Source organism: Agaribacillus sp. DX54, assembly GCF_056858335.1.
This window is the reverse complement of the sequence record NZ_JBXEQE010000019.1, coordinates 1-24897: the sequence shown is the minus strand read 5'-3', so window position 1 is coordinate 24897 and position 24897 is coordinate 1. Positions and strand designations below refer to the sequence as shown.

Sequence of the window (24897 nt, the reverse complement as noted above, 5' to 3'; positions counted from 1 at the left end):
AATTGAATTGAAAATATTGAACACAATCCCCGGCTTTATTGATACAAAGTTTTATGATTTTCACGCATAACCCGGAACTTATCAACACATTTTTTAATTAATTGAAAAAAACCTTTAAGTCTTTATAATGTCACAATGAACACGAAGATAAAATATTTCAGTATATCGATATTGTGTCTGTTTTCCATGAACGGTTGTAGTTCTTACAACCCCCCCGAATCAAAAAACACGGCCGCAGACCACAAATTATGGGACCAAATGCTTAAAAAGTATGTTTCCGATGAGGGGTGGGTCGATTACAAGGGATGGCAAAAAGACCGCGAAGGGTTAAAAACTTACCTGGAAATATTAAGTAACAATCCCCCTGACGATAGTCTCCGGACGGCTGAGGAGCAATTGGCTTATTGGATCAATGCCTATAATGCCTTCACCATAGCATTGATATTGGAAAATTATCCCCTGAAGAGTATTACAGACCTTCATCCTGCCTTTTATATTCCCGGTGTGAATACGGTTTGGCATAAAAAATTTTTTAAAATAGGCGGTGTAGAAACAAGCCTCGATGAAATTGAGCATAAAATCTTAAGGGTAAAATTTGAGGAGCCAAGAATTCATTTTGCCATTGTATGTGCTTCCTATTCATGCCCGAAATTAAGAAATGAGGCCTACCGGGCCTCCAGGCTGGAACAGCAATTACAGGAACAGGCGGTAGCATTTATCAATGATCCGATAAGAAATCAGCTCTCGGAAAATAAGATCAAAATCTCTAAAATATTCAAATGGTTTAAAGGTGACTTTACCAAAAAAGGAAACCTGATCGATTATTTGAATCAATATGCCAGCGTTAAAATCAGTCCGGATGCCAATATAAAACACCTGGATTACAACTGGGATCTCAACGGGCAGGATTAATGTTTCCTGCCTGAAATAGATCAGGCAGGACTCAGGGCTATGGGCCATTGGTTACCGTATGGCCTTGAATCATGCTGTAATCGAAGAAGTGTAATGTCAACTTTTTACAACAAATTATTCATTTTTTGAAACATCCTTGACTCATCCTTATGCAAGATTTTGTAGTTTTGCGCTGCATAAAATATACACATTCATGGCACAGGAAGTCAGAGTCCGGTTTGCACCCAGCCCTACAGGAGGTCTACATATCGGTGGTGTGAGAACCGCGTTGTTTAATTATTTGTTCGCCCGGAATCAGGGTGGAAAAATGATTCTGCGCATCGAGGATACAGACCAAAAGCGATATGTGGCAGGCGCTGAAAAATATATCACAGAAGCCCTCCACTGGTGTGGAATTGAAATTGACGAGGGGCCTGAGCAGGGTGGTGCATATGGCCCGTACAGGCAGTCTGAAAGAAAAAATATCTACAAAGATTACGCCCTGCAATTGGTCAATGAGGGAAAGGCTTATTATGCTTTTGATACAGATGAGGAGATCAATGCCATGCGGGAAAGGTTAAAAGCCGCAAAAGTAGCCAATCCTACCTACAATTCTATTACAAGAAGCAAAATGAAGAATTCCCTGACACTGTCTGACGACGAGGTACAGGCTAAAATGGCAGCAGGGGAGCCTTATGTAGTGCGGCTGAAAGTACCTAAAAAAGAAGAAATCCGTCTTAATGATATGATCCGGGGATGGGTCATGGTGCATTCCTCTACCATAGATGATAAAGTTATTCTGAAATCTGATGGTATGCCTACCTACCACCTGGCAAATATTGTGGATGACCATCTGATGAAAATTACCCATATCATCAGGGGTGAAGAGTGGCTGCCTTCCGCACCGTTGCATGTATTGTTGTATCAATATCTGGGGTGGAAAGATACAATGCCCGGATTTGCGCATTTGCCATTGATATTAAAACCTAATGGTAACGGAAAGCTATCCAAAAGAGATGCGAAACAGGGTGGTTTTCCAATATTTCCTTTGACCTGGCAGGAATCCGACACCGGAGAGGTGTCTGCGGGATTCAGAGAGCAGGGCTATTTACCGCCGGCCCTGGTCAACTTTCTGGCTCTTTTAGGTTGGAATCCGGGTACTGAACAAGAGTTGTTCTCAATGGAAGAGCTCATTAAAAATTTCAGTCTCGAAAGGGTAGGAAAGGCAGGTACTAAGTTTGATATCGACAAAGCCAAGTGGTACAATCAGCAATACCTCAAAATGCTGGATGACCATGAAATTGCAAAAATGATTGCCTCTGATTTGGAAAAATATGCGCCGGATTATTCAAAGTCTGTCAGTAAAATCGTGCAATTGATGAAAGAAAGGGTTACTTTTCCCCATGAAGTTGTTACCACTGCGACATATTTATTTGATTCACCACACACTTTTGACGCGAAAATCGTTAAAAAGAAGTGGACCCGGGAAGCAGTTGATGTTCTGATAGATTTTAAGTCAGCGCTCGAGGGTTTACAGGATTTTAACTCGGCACCTATCAGGCAACAATTTGAACAAATTGTTGCAAGGAATGAAATAGGTTTTGGCCGGGTGATGCCTGCCTTAAGGTTGGCAATAACCGGGGAGGGATCAGGACCGGATTTAATGGAGGTAATGGAGATCATTGGTAAAAATGAAACCATTAGCAGGATTGAATTCGCAATAAATCATTTAAATGATAAAATAAAGGTAAGCTGATGGCTAAAAGGAAAAAAAAGCAAAATAAGGAAAAACCGAGGGTGAACCCTGAATTGGAAGGCTTCGATATTAAAATCGATTCTTTTGGTGAAATAAAAAGCTCTTTTAACATTGACAAAATCAATGATTTTTTAAATAAAAGCGTTGATGATAAAAAGTTAAGGGACAGGGATGATCTGGGCTTTATTAAAGAAAAGAAGCAGTCATCAAAAGATGAGGACCAACCTGAAAACGGTGAATCTTAGATTAAATTAATTCATCTCTATACCGCTACACTAATGTTATGCAATCACATGAAATAGATTACCGCATTATCGGAGGCGATATACAGGTTGTAGAGGTGGAATTGGATCCGGGTGAAACAGTTATAGCAGAAGCCGGAGCCATGTTATACATGGATGAAGGTGTCGAATACCAAACCAAAATGGGAGATGGATCGGATCCCAACCAGGGATTTTTCGGTAAACTGGTTAAAGCCCTGGCACCCTATAGCGAAAATAGTAATAAAGGGGAAAGTTCTTTGCTAAGAGGATTCCTGGAAAAATAAAAAAGTCCGTATCCGCGGCAAGATAATTTTCAATATACCCCAAAATGAGTTAACGAAATGAAATTTTATGAAATCCCCCTTAAACATAATTAATCCTCTTTTCAATGGGCGAACACCTTATTTTATTTCATATTCTTGTCTTAAAAAATAACGAGGTTTGGGGGTTTTATCATAACTATGCTATATTGAACTTTGTATCGATTGTTTTGATTACCTTCCCAACCCTGAAAATTCGTCAAATAATAGAATCTTCTTCACATCTAAGGAATTTGGGAAGGTATTTTTTGTCCCATTTTTTAAATGTTACTTGATCTTTAAGAACAATTATGGTCAATTCTTTACCTGAAATTACCCTTTCATCACGCTTCATTCCCGCTTTTTCTTCCAATAAGCTCCGGAGGAAATCTCTTTCAGCCAGTTAAAAAAGAAAGCAGAGAACCTAAGCAGCAAATCCATAGCCCGGCCAAGTGAAATTGAAAATTCTTAGCCCTGGAAATTGTCCTGCCACAAGCCTGATCTTCCTGTACACCATTTACTGGCAAAGGCGGCTGTTGCACAACGTTTTCGGCAAAGTTCTTTGTGCCTGGGTGCCTACAATATAAGTAATTTGTAAATTATTGAATATCAAATATTTATGAATTAGTTATTTTTGTTAGATGTTTGGTCGATTGTCTGACCTTGGGGAACTTTGTGGTGTTCCTTTTTTAACCACAGAGGCACAAAGACACAAAGAGACACAGAGGTTTTCGCCGATAAAATAAACAGGCACATGTTTGAGTTGTGCGACGGCCACAAAGGCTTGTAAAATCTTTAGTAGCCAAACAACTACAGGCACCCCGGCCACTGGGAAGTTTTTCGCTCGACTAACGTATTTTGCCATTTTCTTGCGTTAGGGGCCGGCCACCATAGAGACTTTTATCTTTCATATCCCACAGCATTAAGGCAGATGGACTTTTTCCAAAGATGGCTGATTCCGGAACTTTTTTTAATGAATATAATATTTATATATTCAAACCAAATCGAGGCAAAGAGTAACGTATGACAAACCTTAAAACAGACTTCCAGCGGTTGTTTCCCGGAAAGGTTTTTCTGGAAAATGAAAAGGTAGCCCCTGTAGAAAGATATTTGAGGGAAAAAGGGTGGATCGGACCGGATGTTCAGGTATTAAAAATTGAAAGGCCGGGCGCAGGAAACATGAACTTGGTAATACGGGTTTTAACAGATAAGACGCCCGCATTGATACTTAAACAGTCAAGGCCCTGGGTGGAAAAATATCCACAGCTTGCTGCACCGGTGGCACGGATCATGGTAGAAAAAACTTACTATGAGACTATCGGCAAAAACGAAATCCTCGCCAGTTACTCGCCGGATCTGCTTCATTTTGACGAAGAAAATTTCATCATGGTCCTTGAAGACCTGGGTGAAGCTGCCGATTTTACTTGTGTTTATAAAAAAGGCATACACTTTAAGCCCACTGAAATCACCGAAGCAATCACCTATCTGAATATTCTGGGGGAGCTGAAGCCTGTTAATAATTATCCCGAAAACAAGGAGTTGAGAACATTGAATCACCAGCATATATTTCACCTGCCTTTTATTTCAAACAATGGGTTTGATCTGGATGATATACAGCATGGCCTCCGGGGTTTGTCGGAAAAAGCTAAATCTGATACGAAACTGAAGGCCAGGGTATCAGCCCTGGGTGAAACCTACCTTGGCAAAGGAACAACGTTGCTTCAGGGTGATTTTTATCCCGGAAGCCTTTTAAACGTCAAAAGCCGGATAAAAGTGATAGATCCTGAGTTCTCATTTTTGGGACCGGTGGAATGGGACATAGCAGTATTTATTGCACACCTGTTTATGTCTGGCGCGGAAGAAGCGTCCATCAGATCGGCTTTTGAACAATTTGAGAAAAAGGAAACCTTTGACTTTGGACGGTTTTCAGGTTTTGTAGGCGTAGAGATATTGAGAAGGTTAATCGGCCTGGCACAACTCCCCCTGGAAATGGACCTGGATGAGAAAGCCGGTTTAATTGACCGGTCGATCCTTTGGGTAAAACAGGCAAATATTGATATTTTATATGGATGAGATATTTTACAGCCCTACTTGATAATGGCTCCCGGCATAGGACTACTTATATGCGGGTAATCCTCAAAAAGCCTGCAAAGTAGCCCTTCACATAACCGGGGAAGCCGGAAGTATCGACACCTATGATCCAAAAGAACGCATTCTTCCGGTACCAAACGGTGATACCCTGCAGGTTATCAGGACACAAAAGGTCTATACATTTTCAGGCGAAAGAAATCAGGATGCACCCCCTCATGCACAGGAAATACTGCCGGTCACCCTGACCGGTATGCTATTTTCAGACTTGGACTCCACTCAATCCATCGGGTTTATTGCAAACTACGGCAGGGACCACGATACCTCCGGTGCGGTAGCCGGGGCGATCCCGGGGGCCTATCACGGTTTTGGCAAATTACCGCGATAAACTCAAAAATCAGGTGATTGAAACTAATAAAAAACATCCGGGCATTGACCCGGAAGCACCCGCTGTCCGCATGCATTTGCGTGGAACAATGGGGCCATCTGACAGAAGGCGTCCCGAAGGAGCTTGCGTGATTAACCATCATAAAAAGTTTTGCTGACTTTGTTTCAGGGAACCCCAAAATAATGGGGCATCAACCATAAAGATGAGGCCGCCGACCGGCAAAAACATGAGATGGAATATTACAAAAAAACTAATATTTAGATTAATCTAAAAATTAAATTTTGCAAAGCTAATTTCCATTTTTATATTTGGCAAAAATTTAATTTAATTAGTATGAAAAAATACCTTACTTTAGCTTATTTACTCCAACTGCTAAGTTTTAGCGCCTTTTGCCAGGAAAACGGAACAATTAAAGGAAAAATCATGGCAAATAACCAACCTCTACCTTACGCCTCTGTTCAGTTTGTAGGTACACATCTTGGTACTAGTGCTGATAAAGGAGGCCACTTCATACTGGAAAACGTTCCTGTAGGAAAAGGTGTATTAAAAATCCGGTTAATAGGCTACCAGACTTTCACCAAAAGTGTCGAGGTGATGGCTGGCGAAACACTTACCGTCAACGCGACACTATTGGAGGACAACCTTAACCTCAACGAGGTCGTTGTCAGCGCCACACGGTATGAACTCGACCGCTCCGAAGCCCCGTTGATAGTCAATGTGATTGGTCAAAAATTATTCAAAGCTACGCAATCCATGGCCCTGTCTGAAGGGTTAAATTATCAACCTGGCGTCAGGGTAGAAAACAATTGTCAGAATTGCGGTTTTACACAAGTACGCCTCAATGGACTTGAAGGTGCTTATTCGCAGATATTGATCAACAGCAGGCCGGTTTATAGCGCCTTGAGCAGCGTTTATGGTTTGGATCAAATACCTACCAACATTGTCGAACGAGTAGAAATTGTGCGCAGCGGCGGATCGGCACTGTACGGGTCGAACGCCATTGCCGGTACCGTTAATATCATTACCCGCGAGCCCGTCGAAAACACCTGGGAGGTTTCCAATAACTTCGCCCTCACAGACGGTTCAGCGCCGGACAATACCCTCAATTTTAATGGTTCATTGGTAAGCGAGAGCCTGAATAGTGGTGTGACCTTCTATGGAATGTTTCGTAACCGCGACAGCTTCGATGCCAATGGAGATGGGTTTACTGAAATCACCAAACTTGAAAACAACACGTTCGGTACCAAGGCCTTTTTCAAGCCCAACGACCTTAGCAAAATCACCCTGGATTTTAATGCCATCAGGGAATATCGCAGGGGCGGTGACCGCCTGGATCTTGCCCCTCACTTTACAGATATTAGCGAGGAGCTGGACCACAATACCATTATCACAGGGTTAAATTATGATCTAACCGGCAGGGACGGCAGAAATAAGTTTTCCGCCTATTTTTCCACACAGACCACTGACAGGGATAGTTTTTATGGAGGTTTGGGAGGCGGCCGTACCCCGGAAGACAGCCTTACTGCCTTCAATGCCTACGGTAATACGGCTGATCTTTCACTTGTGGGCGGATTGCAATTATCGCGTAACCTCTCCACGGGCGATATTATCACCATAGGCGTAGAGAACCAGTTAAGTGATATAAGAGATGAAATACCCGGTTACAATCGTTTGGTGGACCAAAGGGTAAATACCATTGGGTTATACGGACAATATGAATGGAAACCGGTTGAGCGGTTAACAGCACTGATTGGTGCAAGATATGATTATACCGACGTTGACGGAGAATATGACATTGGAAATATCGAACGTACTTCAGATGTCAGCGTCAATGTCTTTAGTCCCAGAATAACGGTATTGTACAAAGTGACAGAATCCTTGCAACTCAGGGGCGGCTATGCCAGGGGCTTCCGGGCACCTCAGGCATTTAATGAAGATATGCACATTTCTTCTGTTGGCGGAGAACCGCAATTTGTTATCCTGGGAGAAAATTTGGAAAAAGAGCTTTCAGATGCCTTTACAGCCTCTGCTAATCTCACAAGGAACTTTGGCAATACACAAGCCAATATTCTCGTAGAAGGGTTTTACACTAACCTGAAAAATCCATTCACCTTTGTAAGCACCGGTTCGGTGTTACCCAACGGCTCTATCCTTGAAGAGGTGCGCAATGGCGAAGGTGCGTATGTCAGTGGTGCAAATTTTGAATTTAATGTATCCCCTTTCTCCGACTTTATTTTTAAGCTGGGAGGAACTGCTCAACAAACAAGGTTCGAGGAAGATCAGGTGCTTTTTGAGCCCGAAGAAACCAATGAGGACGAACCGGTTGTGGTTACTGACGAGTTCGTACGCAATCCTGATTTATATGGTTACTTTACCACCAACTGGACAGCCACTGAACAGTTCGCTATCGATTTGACCGGAACTTACACCGGCTCCATGATTGTTCCCCGGGTGGTCAGCGAATCGGGTTTCCTGGATTTGGTGGATACGGATCCTTTTATGGATGTTAATCTAAGACTTTCATATCATATCGACCTGAAAGAAGATTTTCATATCGAGCTAAGCGGAGGGGTTCAAAACATTTTTAACAGCTATCAGGATGACTTTGATATAGGAGCTGAAAGGGATTCGGAATATGTCTATGGCCCGGCAAGACCGCGCACTTTTTTTCTGGGGATAAAAATCGGAAATTTTCATTGAGATGATCAAGGGTTACCTGTTAAAACACTATCTGGCAGTACTTATCATGGCATTTTGCACACAATTGGTAAGTGCACAGAGCAAATCTCAGGTTCAGTGGATCAGCTTCGAGCAATTGGAGGACTCTCTGAAGGCTCGACCAAAGAAAGTATTTATAGATTTTTTTACAGAGTGGTGCACCTATTGCCGTAAAATGGAAAAGGAAGTATTTACCAAACCGGCTGTCGCAGCGGTATTGAACAACGATTATTATGCCGTTAAAATGGATGCGGAATCGATGGATACCATCCGTTTTGACGGACAGCTTTTCATCAACAGAAACAGCACAAAAAGAAGAAAAGGCATACACGACCTGGCCCTTTTACTGGGCCAGCGTGATGGCCGGTTCGCCCCTCCTACCATGCTTGTATTGGACGCTGAATTCACCATCAAGCAGCGTTACTTTAGTTACATGCACAGCCAAAAACTTCTCAAAGCGCTTGAATAAATAAGATAGTATCAGTAGCGGCAAGACCCCTGTCAAAAGCAAGCACCCTAAGAGATAGTCACCATCTTGCGAAACAGCAAAGGGGTTACCCCTTCGTATTTCTTGAATAAACGGCTGAAATAAGATTGATCGTAAATACCGATTTCAGAAGCCCCCCTGGCCTGCCTGCCATTTGAAACGGGCTGGTAAACATGATTAATCTCACAAAGCAAGGCGATAAAATAGGATTGGATCAGGTCGATATTTTGAAGACCGTTTTTTGAATAGTCAGTAAAAATCCTTTTTAGAAGCTGCAAAACAAAGCCTGAAGATCGGGCACCGAATTTGATATTGGGATTACCCCACACATTCAGAAACTCAAATGTTTTAAGCAGACCATTTTTACCGAATTTTCCAACAATAAAGTCATCGTGGAACCCACAAATGTAGCCCTTGTCGATATCATAAAAGGTAGTGCTCTTCCCTGATTTTTTGAAACCGTGTGGGCCACTCCGGATTATATTCGGCTATTTCTATTTTCACTTGCTCAAAATTGCAGATAACCGATACGCAAATGAATACTTATGGTAAAACTAGTCGATATTTCCATAAAAACCAGCCTAAGCTGGTCTGGAGACAGAATAGAAAGGCTTTTTCCTTGAAATATGCCGGTTTTTCGTTGTAAATAGCTGAATACGGGGAACAAAAAATCTCATGATTAATAAATCATGAGATTTTTTGTTTTTCAAACATTAAGTATTGTCTTTAGCCGTATTTATTGTTCCGGGATGATGTTTTCTTCATTTTCGATCAAAGTACCCTCGAGGGTTCCGGTCAGTGCGATAAACTCAACTCTTCTGTTCAACGCTTTTCCCTCTTTAGTAACATTGCTGGCTATGGGCTTGGATTCACCCCATCCTTTGGATTCAAGCCTGGATTCACGGATACCAAATTTGATCAACGCGCGTTTAATAGCTTCTGACCTGTCCTCTGATAGTTTCTGATTAAAAGTATCTGAACCGTCTGAGTCCGTATGACCATCGATACGGAATGAAATGCCCGGATGTTCTTTCATGAAGGTAGCAATCCTGTTGATAGTGGTAAAGGATTCAGGCTTAATGGTGGATTTTGAGACGTCAAAGTTGATATCCCTGGTAGTAAATTTACCTTTGGATACCACTTGCTCATACAAGGTCATATTATCAGGGGTAGATACTATACAACCATTGGCATCGGTCACATTTACCGTATACACCCCTAAAACAAGGTTCTCAATATCCTGCGTTTTGGCACCATTGCTCCACTGGTAGTCATAAGGCGCTACACCACCATGCACGCTGATATAAATGGCACCACTGTTGTCGCCACAGCACTTTACATTTTTCACGGAGTCGATTCTAAGCTCCAATAAAGGTGGTTCGGAAACTTCAGCGTTGACCGTTTTAATACAACCATTGGCATCGGTAATCATGGCGGCATAACTGTCTGCACCAATATTACGCAGGTTTTGGGTCTCAGCGCCGTTACTCCAGGTAAATTGGTATGGCTCTATACCGCCTTTCACATCAATATCAATGGCACCTCTTTCATAGCCAAAACACGCTACATCTGTGACTTTGCCGACGGAGGCCAGGAATGGCGGAGGCTCTTCTATCACTGCTGAAAGGGTGCTTTCACAACCATTGCCTTCCTTAATTTTTAATGAATAAGCACCTGCAGCCACCTGGTGAATATCCCTGCTGGTGGCCCCATTGTTCCACTCAAATGAATAAGGCTGAACACCACCCATCACAGTAACATTGATCGAACCGGTCTCCTCACCATGGCAACGGACGTCGGTGATCGCATCGATCGACTTCACCAACTCATAAGGTTGTGTAATCTCTGCACTATAGTTCGTGATACATCCATTGGCATCCGTAAGGGTGGCCACATACCTGCCCGCTGCCAGGTTCTTGATGCCAGGTGTTTTTTGACCGTCATTCCAATAGTACTCATAAGGGGCAACACCGCCTTTTGCGGATATGCTAATCGAACCATTTTGTTTCCCCGAACATTCATTGTTCACAAGAGAATCCAATTCAACAATCAGTCTTTCAGGTTGTTTAATGGCTGTCGTAAATGTCTGTTCACATCCATTGGCGTCGTTTACCCTTACCTGATAACTGCCAGCCATCACGTTCACAATATCTTCACTAACAGCACCATTGCTCCATTTATATTCATAAGGATAAACACCACCTTTGACATTAATATCGACAAACCCTTTGCTGTCTCCGTAACAAATGATATTATGAACGGTGTCTTTAGATATCATCAAGGGACCGGGTTGTTCTATTACCGTATCCAGTGTAGTCTTACAATCATTTTTATCTGTTACGGCTAACTGATATTTCCCGGCAGGCACTTCGCTGATATCCTTGGTGGTTTGTCCTGAATTCCATATATACGAATAGGGTTTGATACCACCTTCAATACCTACTAACAATTTACCGGTCTTGTCGCCTGCACACTTAACATCATCTTTGTCCAACAAAGTCGCGATAAGTCCATTAGGTTCTGAAATATTTGCCGTGAGTATCTTTGAACATCCATTGGCATCTTTCACGTTTACCTCGTAATCTCCTTTGGGAAGGTTTGTGAGGTTTTGTGATGTGCTGCCATTATTCCATTCGAATGAGTACGGTGAAGTGCCGCCTTCAACCCCCAGGGATATAGCCCCTTTTTGTTCGCCGAAGCAGCGGTTATTTGTTACATTTTCCACAGATGCCAGTAACTCGGAAGGTTCTGTAATATTCACATGAAGTTCATTGGTACAACCGTTGGCATCCGTTATCGTGACCTCGTATTCACCGGCATGGACACCTGTAATATCTTTTGTTTTTTCTCCATTGCTCCAGTAATAACTGTATGGTGTAACCCCGCCATTTACATGTAGTTTTACCGCACCTTCATCAATACCCTTGCATTTCACATGGCTTGTTTCCGAAATTTCGGCTGTAAATAACGCCGGTTCCGTGATGATCTGATTGAATGTTTTCTGACACTGGTTGCCATCTGTGACAGTTAATGTATATTCTCCTGCTTTCAACCCGGAGATATCCTGTGTTTTAGCGCCAGTATTCCATTCATATTGATAAGGTTCGATACCACCGGTCACGGTTACATTTATGGAGCCCGTGTTATCCTGAAAACAATTGATGTTTTCGATGAAGTCTTTAGAGACTATGAGTGGTGTCGGTTCAGCCACAGTAGTACTCAGACGCTTTTCATTCCCATTTTGATCTTTTACCGTTACAGTATATTCACCGGCTTCGATACTGGAGATATTTTGTGTAGAAGCGCCATTGCTCCAACTGAACGCATAAGGAGGCGCACCGCCGGTCACAGAGATTTCTATGGCTCCCAGGGCATCGCCGTGACAAAGAATATCTTTCACATGATCCAATGAAATTACCAATGGTGGTGGTTGGTTGATAGTGGCAATTACTTTTTTCTCACAACCGTTGGCATCCATCACATTCGCGGAGTAATCCCCACCGGGTACTTTGCCGATATCTTCTGTGGTGGCTCCGTTACTCCAGCTATATTGGTAGGGAGTAACACCACCTTTAACGGAAATGTCGATCGCACCCGCTTTATCACCATTTATCAGTACGTGTTTTACATCAACTACTTCTACTTCCAATAAGGGTGGATGAGATATTTGCACAGCGGGTACCGAATCCCTACACCCATTGGCGTCGCTGATCCCAACGGCATAATTACCGTGTGGAATATCTGTCAAATCCTGCGTTGTCGCACCATTACTCCACTTGTATTGATAAGGCGCCACACCACCCTTCACAGCTATATTGACATAACCATCGGTGCCGTTAAAGCAAGATACATTTTTTGTATTAACCAATGAACTGATTAATTTCGATGGTTCATTGATCACGGCCTTCAAAGTTTGCGTACATCCATTGGCGTCTTCAATGTTGAGCGTATAGGTTCCGGCACCAACATCGAGCAGGTTTTGACTTGTATTTCCATTACTCCAGTTAAACTTGTATGGTTTCGAACCACCGGCCACTTCAACGCTAACGGCCCCATTTGTAGCCCCATTACACAAAATTTGTTTTGTTTTGGCTATGCGGGCCCGAAGCAACGGTGGTTGTTTTACTGCCGCCGTCAATGTTTGCACACAACCATTGGCATCCGTCACGGTAAGGGTATAGCTACCAGCCGGCAATTCCCCGATGTCTTCCGCGGTCGAGCCATTGCTCCAGCTATACGCATAAGGTTTTACACCTCCTGCAACTGTGACATCTATTTTTCCTTTTAAATCACCATGGCAAAGAATATGCTCTATGTTATCCAGCGTTAAGTTTAACAAATCCGGTTGAGTAATCTCAGCATCCAGTGTTTTGACACATCCATGGGCATCGCGTAGCTTTAATGAATACTTACCGGCAGGCACGGCTTCAAGGTCTTGTGTGGCTGCGCCATTATTCCATTTGTACTGGTAAGGCCCAACACCACCAATCACAGAAACATCAATGGCACCTTCTTCATTACCGTGACAAAGTACATTTGTCACCGACTTTACGGACTGTACAATGGCTGACGGTTCGGTGATAGTAGTTGTCACAGTCTGTAAACAACCCTTCGCATCGGTTGCCTTTAGTTCATAGAAACCTGCTTTAACATTACTCAGGTTCTGGGTAGATGCTCCGTTATTCCAAACAAACTTGTATGGTTTTGTTCCCCCGGAAACCCTGATATTTACATTTCCGGTGTTTTCGCTATTACACAATATATCATTATCGGACTCAAGGCTTGCTACAAATAAGGGGGGTTCCATGATCTGAGCATCTATTGTCTTGGAACAACCCTTGGCATCGGTTACCATAACTGAATAATTACCGGCAGGAAGTTTGGTGATGTCTTCGGTTTCCGCACCATTACTCCATGCGTACTTGTATGGCTTAACACCACCCTGAACCGTCAAATTTACAGCCCCCTGAAGAAGGCCATTGCAATTAATATTTGTAACATCTACTTTTGGTACCAACAATTCATTTTGTGCCACAACGGCCGATAATGTATCCCTGCATCCGTTGGCATCAAAAATTTCAACGTTGTATTCTCCGGCTTTTACACCGACAATATCCTGCGAAATGGCACCGTTGCTCCATTTGTACTGATAAGGCGTAACACCCCCATTTACATCAATGTTTATGGCACCCTTTGCATCTCCATAGCAAAGAATATTGGTTACTTCATGCAACGCTCGAACAAGCTTATCGGGCTGGGTAATCTTTTTTGACAGGCTTTTAGTACAACCATTCGCATCTGTCACAACAACATTGTATTCTCCGGCAACAAGATCTTCAATATCCTTGGTTGTCTGTCCGGAATTCCATTTATAGGCGTAAGGAGTAACGCCTCCGGATACATTCAAAGAAATAGCTCCCGTAGAATTACCAAAACAGTCGACATTATTGGATTTGTCTTCTTCCACCACAAGCAATTGGGGTTCCGTCACCTCTGCATTCGCCTGACGGAGGCATCCGTTGGCATCTGTTACTGTCACCATATAATTACCTGCCTTAACTCCTGCCAGGTCCTCTGTAGTGGCTTCGTTGCTCCAGTTAAAAATATAAGGCTCCTTGCCACCTGTAACCGCAATATCCACCGAGCCTGAATTCTCCCCGAAACAATTGATATTTTCGATTTTCAGGATATTTATTTGCAAGGGCTCCGGTTCGGTCACTGTAGCCTCAAGTATCTGTTCACACAAATTGGCATCTGTTATTTTTACCGAGTACTTACCTGCCGGCACATTTTTAAGATCCTGGTTATTATCACCATTACTCCAACGGTATTTGTAGGGAGGAACACCTCCTGCTACATCTATATCCACACCTCCCGAATACTCGCCGTGACAGTCGATATTTTTAGCGCTAATCAAAGATGCCTGAAATGCAGGAGGTTCCGTAAGAACGGTATCTGCTTGCTTTTTGTGACCATTTGCATCAGTCACAACAACGGAGTAGTTGCCGGCTTTTACTTGGGTCAAATCCTGAACCGTTTGTCCGCTGCTCCACTGATAAGAATAGGGTGACACACCCCCAATAACCGAGACACTTATCTCACCGGTATTGTCACCATGGCAAGCAATATTTTGGGTTTTATATATTCTGACCACCATTGGTTCGGGTTGTGAAAGGGTGACGTTCAGGATCTTCGCACAGCCAATTGCGTCTGTAATCCGGACTGAATATGAACCGGCTTTGAGGCCTCTTAAATTCTGTGTTTCTTTATCGTTGCTCCACTTGAATTTATACGGGGCTACACCCCCTGAAACTTCAATATCGATGCTACCGTCTTCACCTTGATAATGACGCACGTCTTGTGCCTTGATAAGCTTCGCCGTAAGTGGAAGAGGTTGGGTAAGGGTTGTTTCTATTGAATTCTCACACCCATTTTTATCTGTGACTTGTACTGAATAACTGCCTGCTGGTATCCCTGCAATATCTTGCATCGTTTTCCCGTTGCTCCACTGGTACTGGTAAGGTTGGGTACCTCCTGTTACATTGATATTGATGGCCCCTCCAAAGTCACCATTACACCTCAGGTTTCTTATTTCATCAAAGCCAATCTCCAGGGGTTTGGGCTCTGCTACGGTGGTTAAAGAAACTTCGGTACAGCCCACAGCATCTTTTACAGTCACCTGGTATTCACCCGCAGTCAATCCACTTAAATCTTTTTCGGTCGCTCCATGATCCCATTGGTAAGTGTATGGAGCTACCCCACCACTTACCGATAGGGTAATCTGACCGGTGCTGTCCCCCTGACAAAGAATATTGCTTTCGTCATCAAGTGTTCTTACAATGAGCGGTTTTTCCTGGACATCGGCTGTCAGAATTTCCTGGCATTGGTTAGCGTCGGTAATTAATACGGAGTACCGTCCCGAATTCACTCCGGTAAGATCTTCGGTGGTAGCTCCTGTATTCCAACTGTATTTGTAAGGTTCGACGCCTCCCTGAACTGAAATTTCCACGGCACCATTATCATAACCATAACAAAGAATGTCTTTGATGTTGTCAATGTCGGCTATTAAGGGCTTTGGCTCTTCGACCACCACCTCAAGTGTATCGCTACAACTGAAGTTGTCATATACCGCCACCTTGTAAACCCCTGCTTTTATTGCGGCAATATCTTGCGTTTTTTCCCCATTGGACCAATAGTACTTATAGGGAGGATATCCCCCGCTGGCAGATATATTGATGGCACCTTTGCTCTCTCCATTACATACGTTGTGGGCGACAGCTTCCAGCTTCACAATGATCTTCGGGGATTGTGTGACTATAATGTTAACTCCTGTTTGTTTTTGCGAAGTTGAGTCCTGCTGTGCAATACTTTCAAAAGACAGAAAGAAAATACAAAATAGTAAAAAATAAAGTGGTTTGATTCTTGTTAAAATCATCATTAGTAAAAACGGTTGAATACGTCACAAAAGTAGCACTGAACATCAGCTTAACTTGTTGGATATCGTCTGAAAATATACGTACGTAAGTTTTAGTCTATCAAACTTGTCTCGAATCTGAATAGTTTATGCCGGATAGGATACCTGTTTCACCTGGCATGGAAATGAAAACGATGATTACAATTGAACCCAAAATCCTCAAAAAAGGCCCAATCCATGAAGAATTTCAGAAAATGTTAAAAGAAAGGGTTTTTAATATGGTACCGGTTAATAAAAAATCAGGGATGGGTGTTGGTAAAGATGTCAAACCGGCAACCTCACTGACTTACAAGGGTGAAGGGATCGGTTTGAAAATCGAATGACAGTTTTTCTACATGATTTATGCTGATTGGCTGAATTCGAGCCTTCTTTTCAGTTAATGCTGAAGACATCATCGATGCCCATACAAGTATTTCAATTAACGCATACTTAATCTCTGACATTTTGTATTCTTGCTTTAGCTGGTTATATTCGAAGCTATGAAATCCATGCGGGCACGAGTAGCAAACCTCAATGCTTTACATTATTGCCTTGAAAAAAGGTGATGAAAACGCACTGGCATCGATATTTGATCTGTACAGCAGCAAGGTTTATGCTTTTTGTTATAAAAGGTTGAAGTCAAAAGATCTTTCTGACGATGTTGTTATGGAGGTTTTCACAAAATTATGGGACAAGCGAAACACCCTCGAGCTAGACACCTCTTTTGAAGCTTACCTTTTTACGATAGCCAAAAACCACCTTGCAAACGTACTCAAAAAGATTGCCAGGGATGAGCACCTGCAAGAGCAGTTAATTCATTCTTCCCAGTATTATCATCACCTTGAAGATGAAAATCCTTACGAGGAGTACCTGACGCTGGCAGAGCAGTTTGTGAACAAAATGCTTCCCCAGCAACAAAAGGTTTTTCGACTTCGCCTGGAAGAAGGGCTCAGTTACAAAGAAATCGGCCATAAATTAGGCCTTTCAAGAAACACAGTAAAATATCACCTTTCAGAAGCATCCAAAAAACTTCGGGAGGCATTTAAATCCTGCCCCAATATTTCTTTTCCGGCAATCATACAGCTTTTGTTAAACTGCAGGTAACTTATTCATAAAATACGCCCACCTACCCATTTCTGTTACTACAGTTGTATTGCTTATGTAATACTTCGAAATGTGGATCAAACTAAACGATTAAAAATACTATACCGCCGTTTCATTGAGGATCAATGCCATAAAGAAGAGGTGCTCGAACTACTATCGCTGCTGAGATCAGAAAAAAACATCAAAGCCATTGGTACCATCGATGAAGAGGCCTGGGCAAAACTTAAAAACCACCCCGAACTGGCTGCTCAACATCACCGCCAATTGAAAGGCAGGATATTGTCCGGTATCCGGAAACAAAAAACGACACCGCAACCTTGGATCAACCCCGTACGAATAGCGGCTTCCATATCACTGCTGCTGCTTGCGGGTGTTGCGGGTTACTATTTTTTCGGTACTAACCCCGTCTCTCATTTTGCCAAGCAAATCAGGGAAACAAAATCCGGGCAAAAAGCAACAGTGCTGCTATCAGACGGAACGGTAGTAAGACTCAATGCAGAAAGCCGGTTGGATTATCCTGAGGTTTTTAATGGAAGCACGCGGGAAGTGATACTGTCTGGTGAGGCTTTTTTTGAGGTAACCCATGATCCGTTAAAGCCATTTACTGTGATAACAGGTGATATCAAAACCACTGTCTTAGGAACCTCATTCAATATTCAGGCCTTTCAGGACACCAATATTGCCGTCACCCTGGCTACTGGTAAAGTGCGGGTGTCTTCTGCCAATACCGCCGTTGACCCACTGGAGCTAAACCCGGGATTCCAGGCAATTTACGCACCTTCACAAAAAAGGCTGACCCGCCATGCAGTACATACCGGTGATTATATCGCCTGGAAGGCTGGTGTCATTTTATTTAATAATGCTTCCGAGCGTGAAGTATTGGACCGCCTTTCACGATGGTATGGTGTATCCTTTAAAACAGAAGGGGAACAAAGTGCTCCCTGGGATATACAAGCGCGATATAAAGATAAAAGTCTCGAATTTATTCTGAATTCCCTGCAATACTCCCTCGGGTTCGACTACCGGATCGAAGGCAGGAAAGTGATTATTATTTATAAATGAAAAACCTGATAAACTGATGAAACCACCCGATACGAGTTAAAAAAGCAATGTTCGGTGTGAACATTACCCTTAAAGCTTTCTGACATTACTTCCGTCGCCAAACAATAAGTATGTGTCAGAAAACCGCATTACAATTGATTTATAACCAATCGAATTTTAACCAAATATATGAATTTTAAAATTGTACCAAGGCTTTGCAAGTCTTTAGTTATGATATCCGCCATTGGATTTTTTCTGCAAATGACCTGCCTGACAGCCCTCCTGGCCCACACCGTGCATTCCCAGGCCATTAGCGTCAAAGAAATGTCCATCTCGCTGGAAGTGCATGATCAAAACCTGGAGGAATTTCTGCACCGGATCGAGCAGCAAACCGGTTTGAATTTCGTTTATCAAAAATCCCTTGTCGCCAGTGAAAGGAGCCACTCGGGATCATACAGCGAAGTGCCCTTGTATGATGTGCTGCTTGAATTGTCTGCCATTTACAATTTAGCATTCAGAAGGGTAGACGACGTGGTAAACATAAAAAAACGTGCGTCATCGAAAATACCTGTCGAAGAAATCATCTCGGACAGGATGATTACCGGCAAAGTTACCGACGAAACCGCCACCCGCCTGACCGGCGCCACAGTCCAGGTAAAAGGGAACCTCCGCATAGGGACCGTCACTGATATTGATGGCCGTTACGCATTAAGCATCCCCGACGATGCCACCACCCTTGTCTTTTCTTATATCGGTTTTTTGCCACAGGAAATTGACGTTAGCAGCCTATCGGTTGTTGATGTGGTATTGCAGCCGGATTTAAGAGAGTTGAGTGAGATAACTGTTGTTTCTACGGGGTACTATGAGGTGGAGCAGCGGCTTAACCCAGGTAACATCGTCAAGCTAGACGCAGAAACTATTGAGCAGCAACCGATCTCAAACCCTTTGCAAGCGCTTCAGGGTAGGCTGACAGGTGTAAACATCATCCAGAACTCCGGTGTTCCGGGATCTTCATTCCAAATAGAAATCCGTGGGCAGAACTCGCTACGACCAGATGGTAATGAGCCTTTGTATTTAGTCAATGGTGTCCCTTATCCTGCCTCACCCTTATCTAATCAGGGTAGCCTGTAGCCTGTCGATACGTGGGGGTACTAACCCGCTGAATTTTATCAATCCGAATGATATAGAGCGTATTGAGATTTTGAAGGATGCAGATGCAACTGCCATTTACGGATCTCGAGGTGCAAATGGGGTGGTTCGAATAATTACCAAACAAGGAAGAACTGATAAGCTTCGCGTTGCCTACAATGGCTCGATGGGTGTAGGTACAGTTGAAAATAAGTTAGATCTGCTCAATACCGAACAGTATCTAACGATAAGACGTGAAGCTTTTGTCAATGATGGGGCCACTCCCGGACCTGGGGATGTTGCCGTAAATGGCACATGGAGTGACGATCGCGATACAGACTGGCAAGAAGAACTGTTAGGAGGCGAAGCTAATTTCAGCAATCATCAATTATTATTTTCAGGTGGATCGGGTAATACAAACTTTTTAGTTGGATTAAACTACACAAGACAATCCATCATTTATTCCGATGATCTTTTTGACCGTAAGATCTCGAAACTGCCCAAGAATTATTGCCTCAAGAATACCCTTCTGAAGAACGTATCCGGCCAAATCAGGCCGTCGCAACAACGCTTTTAGCACGTGTTCAGTTATATCGCCAGGAATGGGCAGAAGCGGAAGCCTTGGCAACAAGTATTATTGATGACGGTCGTTTCTTGATCGAGCCAAATTTGGATGATGTTTTTTCTAGAACAAGTCAGGAAGCCATTTGGCAACTACAGTCAATTGTGCCAAGCGTCGGCACCTATGAAGCCCGAAGATTTATTTTAACCAGAAGGCCGTTGATCTTTGGTGGAGTTTCATTTCGAGAGGATTTTATAAATGCGTTTGAGGCAGGGGATAACCGATATTCTCTTTGGGTAGGCTCTGTAACTTCCGGATCATCTGTATTTTATTTCCCATTTAAATATAAAGAGCGCCGTTTAGAGGCAGGTGAACTTCCTACCCAGTACTCTACTGTCCTAAGACTAACAGAAGTTCACCTCATACGCGCTGAAGCCAGAGCACAGCAAGGCAATATTTCCGGAGCGCAGGAAGATTTGAACGTCATTAGGACAAGAGCTGGCCTGCCAAATACACCTGCCAGCGATCAAACAAGCCTATTGCTGGCTGTGGAACAGGAAAGACGTTTCGAGCTATTCAGCGAGTATGGTCAGCGCTGGCTTGATTTGGTTCGAACCAATAGAGCAACAGCCGTGCTAGGCCCAATAAAGGAAAGATGGGATGAAACCGATCGCCTGTGGCCAGTCCCACAGCGGGAATTCCTGAGTAATCCGAATTTGGGTGATCAGAATCCCGGTTATTGATCAATGTAATAATCCCGGATTTCATTCCGGGATCACATAAGCAAAAGAAATTTTTTAAACAATAATACCAGATTTATATGTCAGACAAGAAAGCTGTTGTTTCCATCAATAGCTTATACCATAGATACGATACGGCAAAGATTGGGCCGTAAAAGACGTGAACTTTGAGGTCAGAGAAAAATGGAATCGTTGGTTTATTAGGCTCGAATGGAGCAGGTAAATCCACCACCATGAACAGTCTTTGCGGAATAATCTCTCCGACGCAAGGTGCGTTAAAGATCAATGATTTCAATATCCGGACACACTCGATTGAAGCGAAGAAAAATATCGGTTTTCTACCTCAAAATGCCCCATTGTACCTGGATCTGCCGGTTGATGAATACCTATACCATTGTGCTCGTCTCAGGAAAATTCTAAAATCAATCTTAAGGAATGCAGTAGCATATGCAAAAGAATACTGTGGAGTTACTGAATACAGCAAAAGATTAATAGGTAATTTATCGGGTGGCTACAGACAACGTATTGGTATAGCACAAGCAATAGTTCATCGTCCAAAGCTCGTGGTGCTCGATGAGCCAACAAACGGACTAGACCCCGTGCAAATCACAGAAGTAAGGAATTTGATCCGTCAAATCAGTGAAGATAGTGCAGTCCTTCTCTCAACGCATATGATGTCTGAAGTGCAAGCCGTATGCAAGGAGATCATTATGATCGAAAAAGGAGAAATGGTTTTTGAGGGATCAATCAATGAATTCAATGAACTGATCAAACCAGGTTCATTGGTTGTCGGAATGAGCCAAATTCCGGATGACAGTTCTTTCGAAAAAATTCAAGCGCTTGACGGAGTCAGTTCAATTTCAAAAGTCGACAGTCGTCACATCAAAATTGATATTGGAGACGAAGCAGAAAAATCATAATTCCCCTATCTCCTGAAGAGGGCACTCCGGTACTTTTTTCAATCAACAATATTTCCGTAAAGTGTCTGTATACCACCGCTAAGCCGGCGTTATAGATATTATCAATACTGCCATAAATTAATTCAATAAATATCTTCACAAATTTGCACTATCTTTAATAATAGCAAAAGCCAGGGAAATCAAGTGCAGCCCAAGGTTAAACCAGAGTTATAAATATTATCAATATTACCATAAATTAATTCAATAAACATCTTCACAAATTTACGCTATCTTAACGTCAAAAATTTCTCGCATCATGGAAAACAACAAAAATATGACCACATCAACTGGTTCTAATGGCAATGGCAGTATTGGTAAATGCCCGGTAATGCATGGAACGCTAAAGCAAAGTGCCGGTGGAGGCACGTCAAATCGTGACTGGTGGCCAAATCAGTTGAAATTGAACATCCTGCGTCAGCATTCCTCCCTGTCCAATCCGATGGGTGAGGACTTCAACTATGCGGAGGCGTTCAAGACACTGAATCTGGAAGCTGTAAAGAAAGATATTTTCGATCTGATGACGACATCACAAGACTGGTGGCCTGCTGACTATGGCCATTATGGTCCACTCTTCATTCGGATGGCCTGGCACAGTGCCGGTACTTACCGGATAGGTGATGGCCGCGGTGGGGGTGGAACCGGTACCCAGCGTTTTGCCCCGCTTAACAGTTGGCCTGACAACGCCAACCTGGATAAGGCACGCCTGCTGCTCTGGCCGGTAAAACAGAAATACGGCAAAAAAATCTCCTGGGCCGACCTGATGATTCTAGCCGGCAACTGCGCCCTGGAGTCGATGGGCTTTAAGACCTTAGGTTTCGCCGGTGGACGTGAGGACGTATGGGAGCCTGAAGAAGACATCTATTGGGGCTCTGAAGCTGAGTGGCTTGGCGACAAGCGTTATACGGGAGACCGGGAGCTCGAGAATCCTCTTGGGGCCGTGCAGATGGGCCTGATTTACGTAAACCCGCAAGGGCCAAACGGCAATCCGGATCCGGCGGCTGCGGCGAAAGACATCCGTGAGACTTTCGGTCGCATGGCGATGAACGACGAAGAGACGGTCGCCCTTATTGCCGGCGGTCACACTTTCGGCAAAACGCATGGAGCCGCTGAAGAAGACAAGTACGTTGGTCGGGAACCAGCAGGTGCCGGCATTGAAGAGCAAGGCCTTGGCTGGAAAAACACATTTGGCAGTGGCAAAGGCACTGATACGATTACCAGTGGCCTGGAAGGAACATGGACTACCACGCCAACAAAGTGGAGTAACAACTTCTTCGAAAACCTATTCGGTTACGAATGGGAACTGACAAAAAGCCCGGCCGGTGCCTATCAATGGAAGCCGAAAGATGGTGCCGGCGCCGGTACAGTGCCGGATGCGCACGACCCCTCCAAAAGTCACGCGCCATTCATGCTCACGACAGACCTGTCTTTGCGGATGGATCCTATCTACGAACCGATTTCAAGAAAATTCTATGAGAATCCGGATCAGTTTGCAGACGCTTTTGCTAAAGCCTGGTTTAAACTAACACACCGGGACATGGGGCCCAAAACACGATATCTCGGACCGGAAGTGCCTGCAGAAGACCTACTTTGGCAAGACCCTATTCCAGCCGTTACGCATGAACTGATTGGAGATCAGGATATCGATACACTGAAAAGTAAGATACTGGCCTCAGGACTGTCCGTATCGCAATTGGTATCCACCGCCTGGGCATCAGCATCAACGTTCCGTGGTTCCGATAAACGGGGCGGTGCAAATGGTGCACGTATTCGCCTTGCGCCACAAAAAGACTGGGAAGTCAATAATCCGGCCCAACTGGCATCTGCGCTTGAGACCCTGGAAGGTATTCAAAAAGAATTCAACAGCGCTCAGTCGGGTGGTAAAATGGTTTCAATGGCCGACCTGATAGTTCTGGGCGGATGCGCAGGTGTAGAGCAAGCTGCGAAGCATGCAGGTCATAATGTGAAGGTACCCTTCACACCAGGACGTGCCGATGCGTTGCAGGAGCATACTGACGTGGATTCCTTTGCTGTCCTCGAACCGGTTGCAGACGGATTTCGCAACTACCTGAAGAACCAACTCGCCATATCGACAGAAGAAATGCTGGTGGACCGGTCGCAATTACTGACCTTGACAGCCCCTGAAATGACAGTGCTCTTAGGCGGCATGCGTGTCCTCAACACGAACTTCGGAGGAGCCCAACATGGCGTATTCACAAAACGCCCTGAAACGCTCACCAATGACTTCTTCATTAATCTGCTCGACCTTGGCACGACATGGAAGGCGACTTCTGAGGAAGAAGAAGTATTTGAAGGTCGTGATCGCACTACTGGGGAAGTCAGGTGGACGGGTACCCGGGTCGATTTGATTTTTGGTTCTAATTCAGAACTCAGGGCCATAGCAGAAGTTTACGGAAGTGAAGACGCTGAAGCGCGATTCGTGCAGGACTTTGTAGTCGCATGGAACAAGGTGATGAACCTCGACCGTTTCGACCTGGCCTGAATTCCACACCGCCTGGCCGGAGGCCCCGGAGCAAGGCATTCGATGACATAGTAATTTAAAGTGAAGCGGTGGTCCCTGACAAGGCCACCTCTTTTAATTTTCAACCTCTTTATTTTCCAACGGGTAACGCTTTCCAAAAACAGCCGGCAGTCCACCAGGCAAAGCCATGGTTTATGTATTGCCCGGATGGGCTAGAGCGCCTATGCCAACCATGGCCAAATAGAGATCGAAAAAAATGTTCAAGAAAGCAGAAAAGCTTGGATGCTACTATGGATATTCAAATCAACTGGTATAAAGAATACTAATAACAAGACTTATCCGTTTAGGCAACAGGACAATCGACCCACTCAGTTATCGACCAATGAGGTGATTGATCAACGCTTGGCATACATTCACAATAACCCGGTGGAAGGTGGGCCAGTAGCTGAACCGGAGCATTATCTGTATTCAAGTACCGCTAATTATTCCGGTCGGCAAGGGGCACTAAAAGTGGAAGTAATAAGGTGAAAACTTAAAATGG

At 43.8% G+C, this 24897-nt stretch carries 17 protein-coding genes and 1 pseudogene; 16 read left to right on the top strand and 2 right to left on the bottom strand.

Annotated features, from left to right (window positions below; all coding sequences use genetic code 11):
• Positions 1-258 precede the first annotated feature (258 nt).
• The 8 genes and pseudogenes from AC04NP_RS18870 to AC04NP_RS18835 all read left to right on the top strand — a co-directional run bounded on the left by AC04NP_RS18870 (position 259) and on the right by AC04NP_RS18835 (position 8872).
• On the top strand, positions 259-912 hold the full coding sequence (locus AC04NP_RS18870; protein ID WP_482861486.1) for a DUF547 domain-containing protein: 654 nt from the start codon (positions 259-261) through the stop codon (positions 910-912).
• 193 nt (positions 913-1105) lie between these two features.
• The gene (gene gltX, locus AC04NP_RS18865) at positions 1106-2647 is read left to right on the top strand and encodes a glutamate--tRNA ligase (protein ID WP_482861485.1); all 1542 of its coding nucleotides are present in this window, start codon (positions 1106-1108) and stop codon (positions 2645-2647) included.
• The gene (locus tag AC04NP_RS18860; RefSeq protein WP_482861484.1) at positions 2647-2892 is read left to right on the top strand and encodes a hypothetical protein; all 246 of its coding nucleotides are present in this window, start codon (positions 2647-2649) and stop codon (positions 2890-2892) included. Before gltX ends, AC04NP_RS18860 begins: the two co-directional genes overlap by 1 nt.
• Positions 2893-2930: 38 nt before the next feature.
• Positions 2931-3125 (top strand): annotated as a pseudogene (locus tag AC04NP_RS18855) (AIM24 family protein); the annotation flags it as partial.
• A 1107-nt stretch (positions 3126-4232) separates the two neighbouring features.
• Positions 4233-5282 carry a phosphotransferase gene (locus AC04NP_RS18850; RefSeq protein ID WP_482861483.1) on the top strand — a complete coding sequence of 350 codons (1050 nt, stop codon included), beginning with the start codon at positions 4233-4235 and terminating at the stop codon, positions 5280-5282.
• 91 nt (positions 5283-5373) lie between these two features.
• Positions 5374-5685: an ADP-ribosylglycohydrolase family protein gene (locus tag AC04NP_RS18845; protein WP_482861583.1), complete on the top strand. Its 312-nt coding sequence runs from the start codon at positions 5374-5376 to the stop codon at positions 5683-5685.
• A 333-nt stretch (positions 5686-6018) separates the two neighbouring features.
• Positions 6019-8385, top strand: a complete 2367-nt coding sequence (locus AC04NP_RS18840) for a TonB-dependent receptor (protein WP_482861482.1) — start codon at positions 6019-6021, stop codon at positions 8383-8385.
• A 1-nt stretch (position 8386) separates the two neighbouring features.
• Positions 8387-8872: a thioredoxin family protein gene (locus AC04NP_RS18835; RefSeq protein ID WP_482861481.1), complete on the top strand. Its 486-nt coding sequence runs from the start codon at positions 8387-8389 to the stop codon at positions 8870-8872.
• Between the two features lie 47 nt (positions 8873-8919).
• Here the strand turns inward: AC04NP_RS18835 and AC04NP_RS18830 are convergent, their stop codons facing one another.
• Both AC04NP_RS18830 and AC04NP_RS18825 read right to left on the bottom strand, forming a co-directional pair.
• On the bottom strand, positions 8920-9168 hold the full coding sequence (locus AC04NP_RS18830; protein ID WP_482861480.1) for an AraC family transcriptional regulator: 249 nt from the start codon (positions 9166-9168) through the stop codon (positions 8920-8922).
• 458 nt (positions 9169-9626) lie between these two features.
• The gene (locus tag AC04NP_RS18825; RefSeq protein WP_482861479.1) at positions 9627-16328 is read right to left on the bottom strand and encodes an OmpA family protein; all 6702 of its coding nucleotides are present in this window, start codon (positions 16326-16328) and stop codon (positions 9627-9629) included.
• Positions 16329-16453: 125 nt separating this feature from the next.
• On the opposite strand from AC04NP_RS18825, the gene AC04NP_RS18820 reads away from it, so the two are divergent.
• From AC04NP_RS18820 to katG, 8 genes are all read left to right on the top strand, one after another.
• Complete coding sequence (locus tag AC04NP_RS18820) at positions 16454-16687, top strand: hypothetical protein (protein WP_482861478.1); 234 nt, start codon at positions 16454-16456, stop codon at positions 16685-16687.
• A 190-nt stretch (positions 16688-16877) separates the two neighbouring features.
• Positions 16878-17447, top strand: coding sequence for an RNA polymerase sigma factor (locus AC04NP_RS18815; protein WP_482861477.1), 570 nt, complete (start codon positions 16878-16880; stop codon positions 17445-17447).
• Between the two features lie 72 nt (positions 17448-17519).
• A complete protein-coding gene (locus AC04NP_RS18810; RefSeq protein WP_482861476.1) occupies positions 17520-18509 on the top strand; it encodes a FecR family protein in 990 nt (329 codons plus the stop codon).
• A gap of 210 nt (positions 18510-18719) precedes the next feature.
• Entirely contained in the window at positions 18720-19619 is a 900-nt protein-coding gene (locus AC04NP_RS18805) for a carboxypeptidase-like regulatory domain-containing protein (protein WP_482861475.1), read from the top strand.
• Positions 19570-20193, top strand: a complete 624-nt coding sequence (locus AC04NP_RS18800; protein WP_482861474.1) for a TonB-dependent receptor plug domain-containing protein — start codon at positions 19570-19572, stop codon at positions 20191-20193. Before AC04NP_RS18805 ends, AC04NP_RS18800 begins: the two co-directional genes overlap by 50 nt.
• Positions 20127-20921, top strand: a complete 795-nt coding sequence (locus AC04NP_RS18795) for a RagB/SusD family nutrient uptake outer membrane protein (protein WP_482861473.1) — start codon at positions 20127-20129, stop codon at positions 20919-20921. The genes AC04NP_RS18800 and AC04NP_RS18795 overlap by 67 nt, the downstream gene beginning before the upstream one ends.
• 164 nt (positions 20922-21085) lie before the next feature.
• Positions 21086-21838 carry an ABC transporter ATP-binding protein gene (locus tag AC04NP_RS18790; protein ID WP_482861472.1) on the top strand — a complete coding sequence of 251 codons (753 nt, stop codon included), beginning with the start codon at positions 21086-21088 and terminating at the stop codon, positions 21836-21838.
• Positions 21839-22133: 295 nt separating this feature from the next.
• Positions 22134-24377: a catalase/peroxidase HPI gene (gene katG, locus AC04NP_RS18785; RefSeq protein ID WP_482861471.1), complete on the top strand. Its 2244-nt coding sequence runs from the start codon at positions 22134-22136 to the stop codon at positions 24375-24377.
• Positions 24378-24897: the final 520 nt, after the last annotated feature.

Excerpts from the sequence above, each read along its gene's own strand:
- AC04NP_RS18835 (WP_482861481.1), top strand. The coding sequence starts at position 8,387 with ATGATCAAGGGTTACCTGTTAAAACACTATCTGGCAGTACTTATCATG.
- AC04NP_RS18825 (WP_482861479.1), bottom strand. The coding sequence starts at position 16,328 with ATGATGATTTTAACAAGAATCAAACCACTTTATTTTTTACTATTTTGT.
- AC04NP_RS18815 (WP_482861477.1), top strand. The coding sequence starts at position 16,878 with ATGCTTTACATTATTGCCTTGAAAAAAGGTGATGAAAACGCACTGGCA.
- AC04NP_RS18870 (WP_482861486.1), top strand. The coding sequence starts at position 259 with ATGCTTAAAAAGTATGTTTCCGATGAGGGGTGGGTCGATTACAAGGGA.
- AC04NP_RS18860 (WP_482861484.1), top strand. The coding sequence starts at position 2,647 with ATGGCTAAAAGGAAAAAAAAGCAAAATAAGGAAAAACCGAGGGTGAAC.
- gltX (WP_482861485.1), top strand. The coding sequence starts at position 1,106 with ATGGCACAGGAAGTCAGAGTCCGGTTTGCACCCAGCCCTACAGGAGGT.
- AC04NP_RS18820 (WP_482861478.1), top strand. The coding sequence starts at position 16,454 with ATGCCGGATAGGATACCTGTTTCACCTGGCATGGAAATGAAAACGATG.
- AC04NP_RS18840 (WP_482861482.1), top strand. The coding sequence starts at position 6,019 with ATGAAAAAATACCTTACTTTAGCTTATTTACTCCAACTGCTAAGTTTT.
- katG (WP_482861471.1), top strand. The coding sequence starts at position 22,134 with ATGGAAAACAACAAAAATATGACCACATCAACTGGTTCTAATGGCAAT.
- AC04NP_RS18850 (WP_482861483.1), top strand. The coding sequence starts at position 4,233 with ATGACAAACCTTAAAACAGACTTCCAGCGGTTGTTTCCCGGAAAGGTT.
- AC04NP_RS18805 (WP_482861475.1), top strand. The coding sequence starts at position 18,720 with ATGATATCCGCCATTGGATTTTTTCTGCAAATGACCTGCCTGACAGCC.
- AC04NP_RS18800 (WP_482861474.1), top strand. The coding sequence starts at position 19,570 with ATGGTGTCCCTTATCCTGCCTCACCCTTATCTAATCAGGGTAGCCTGT.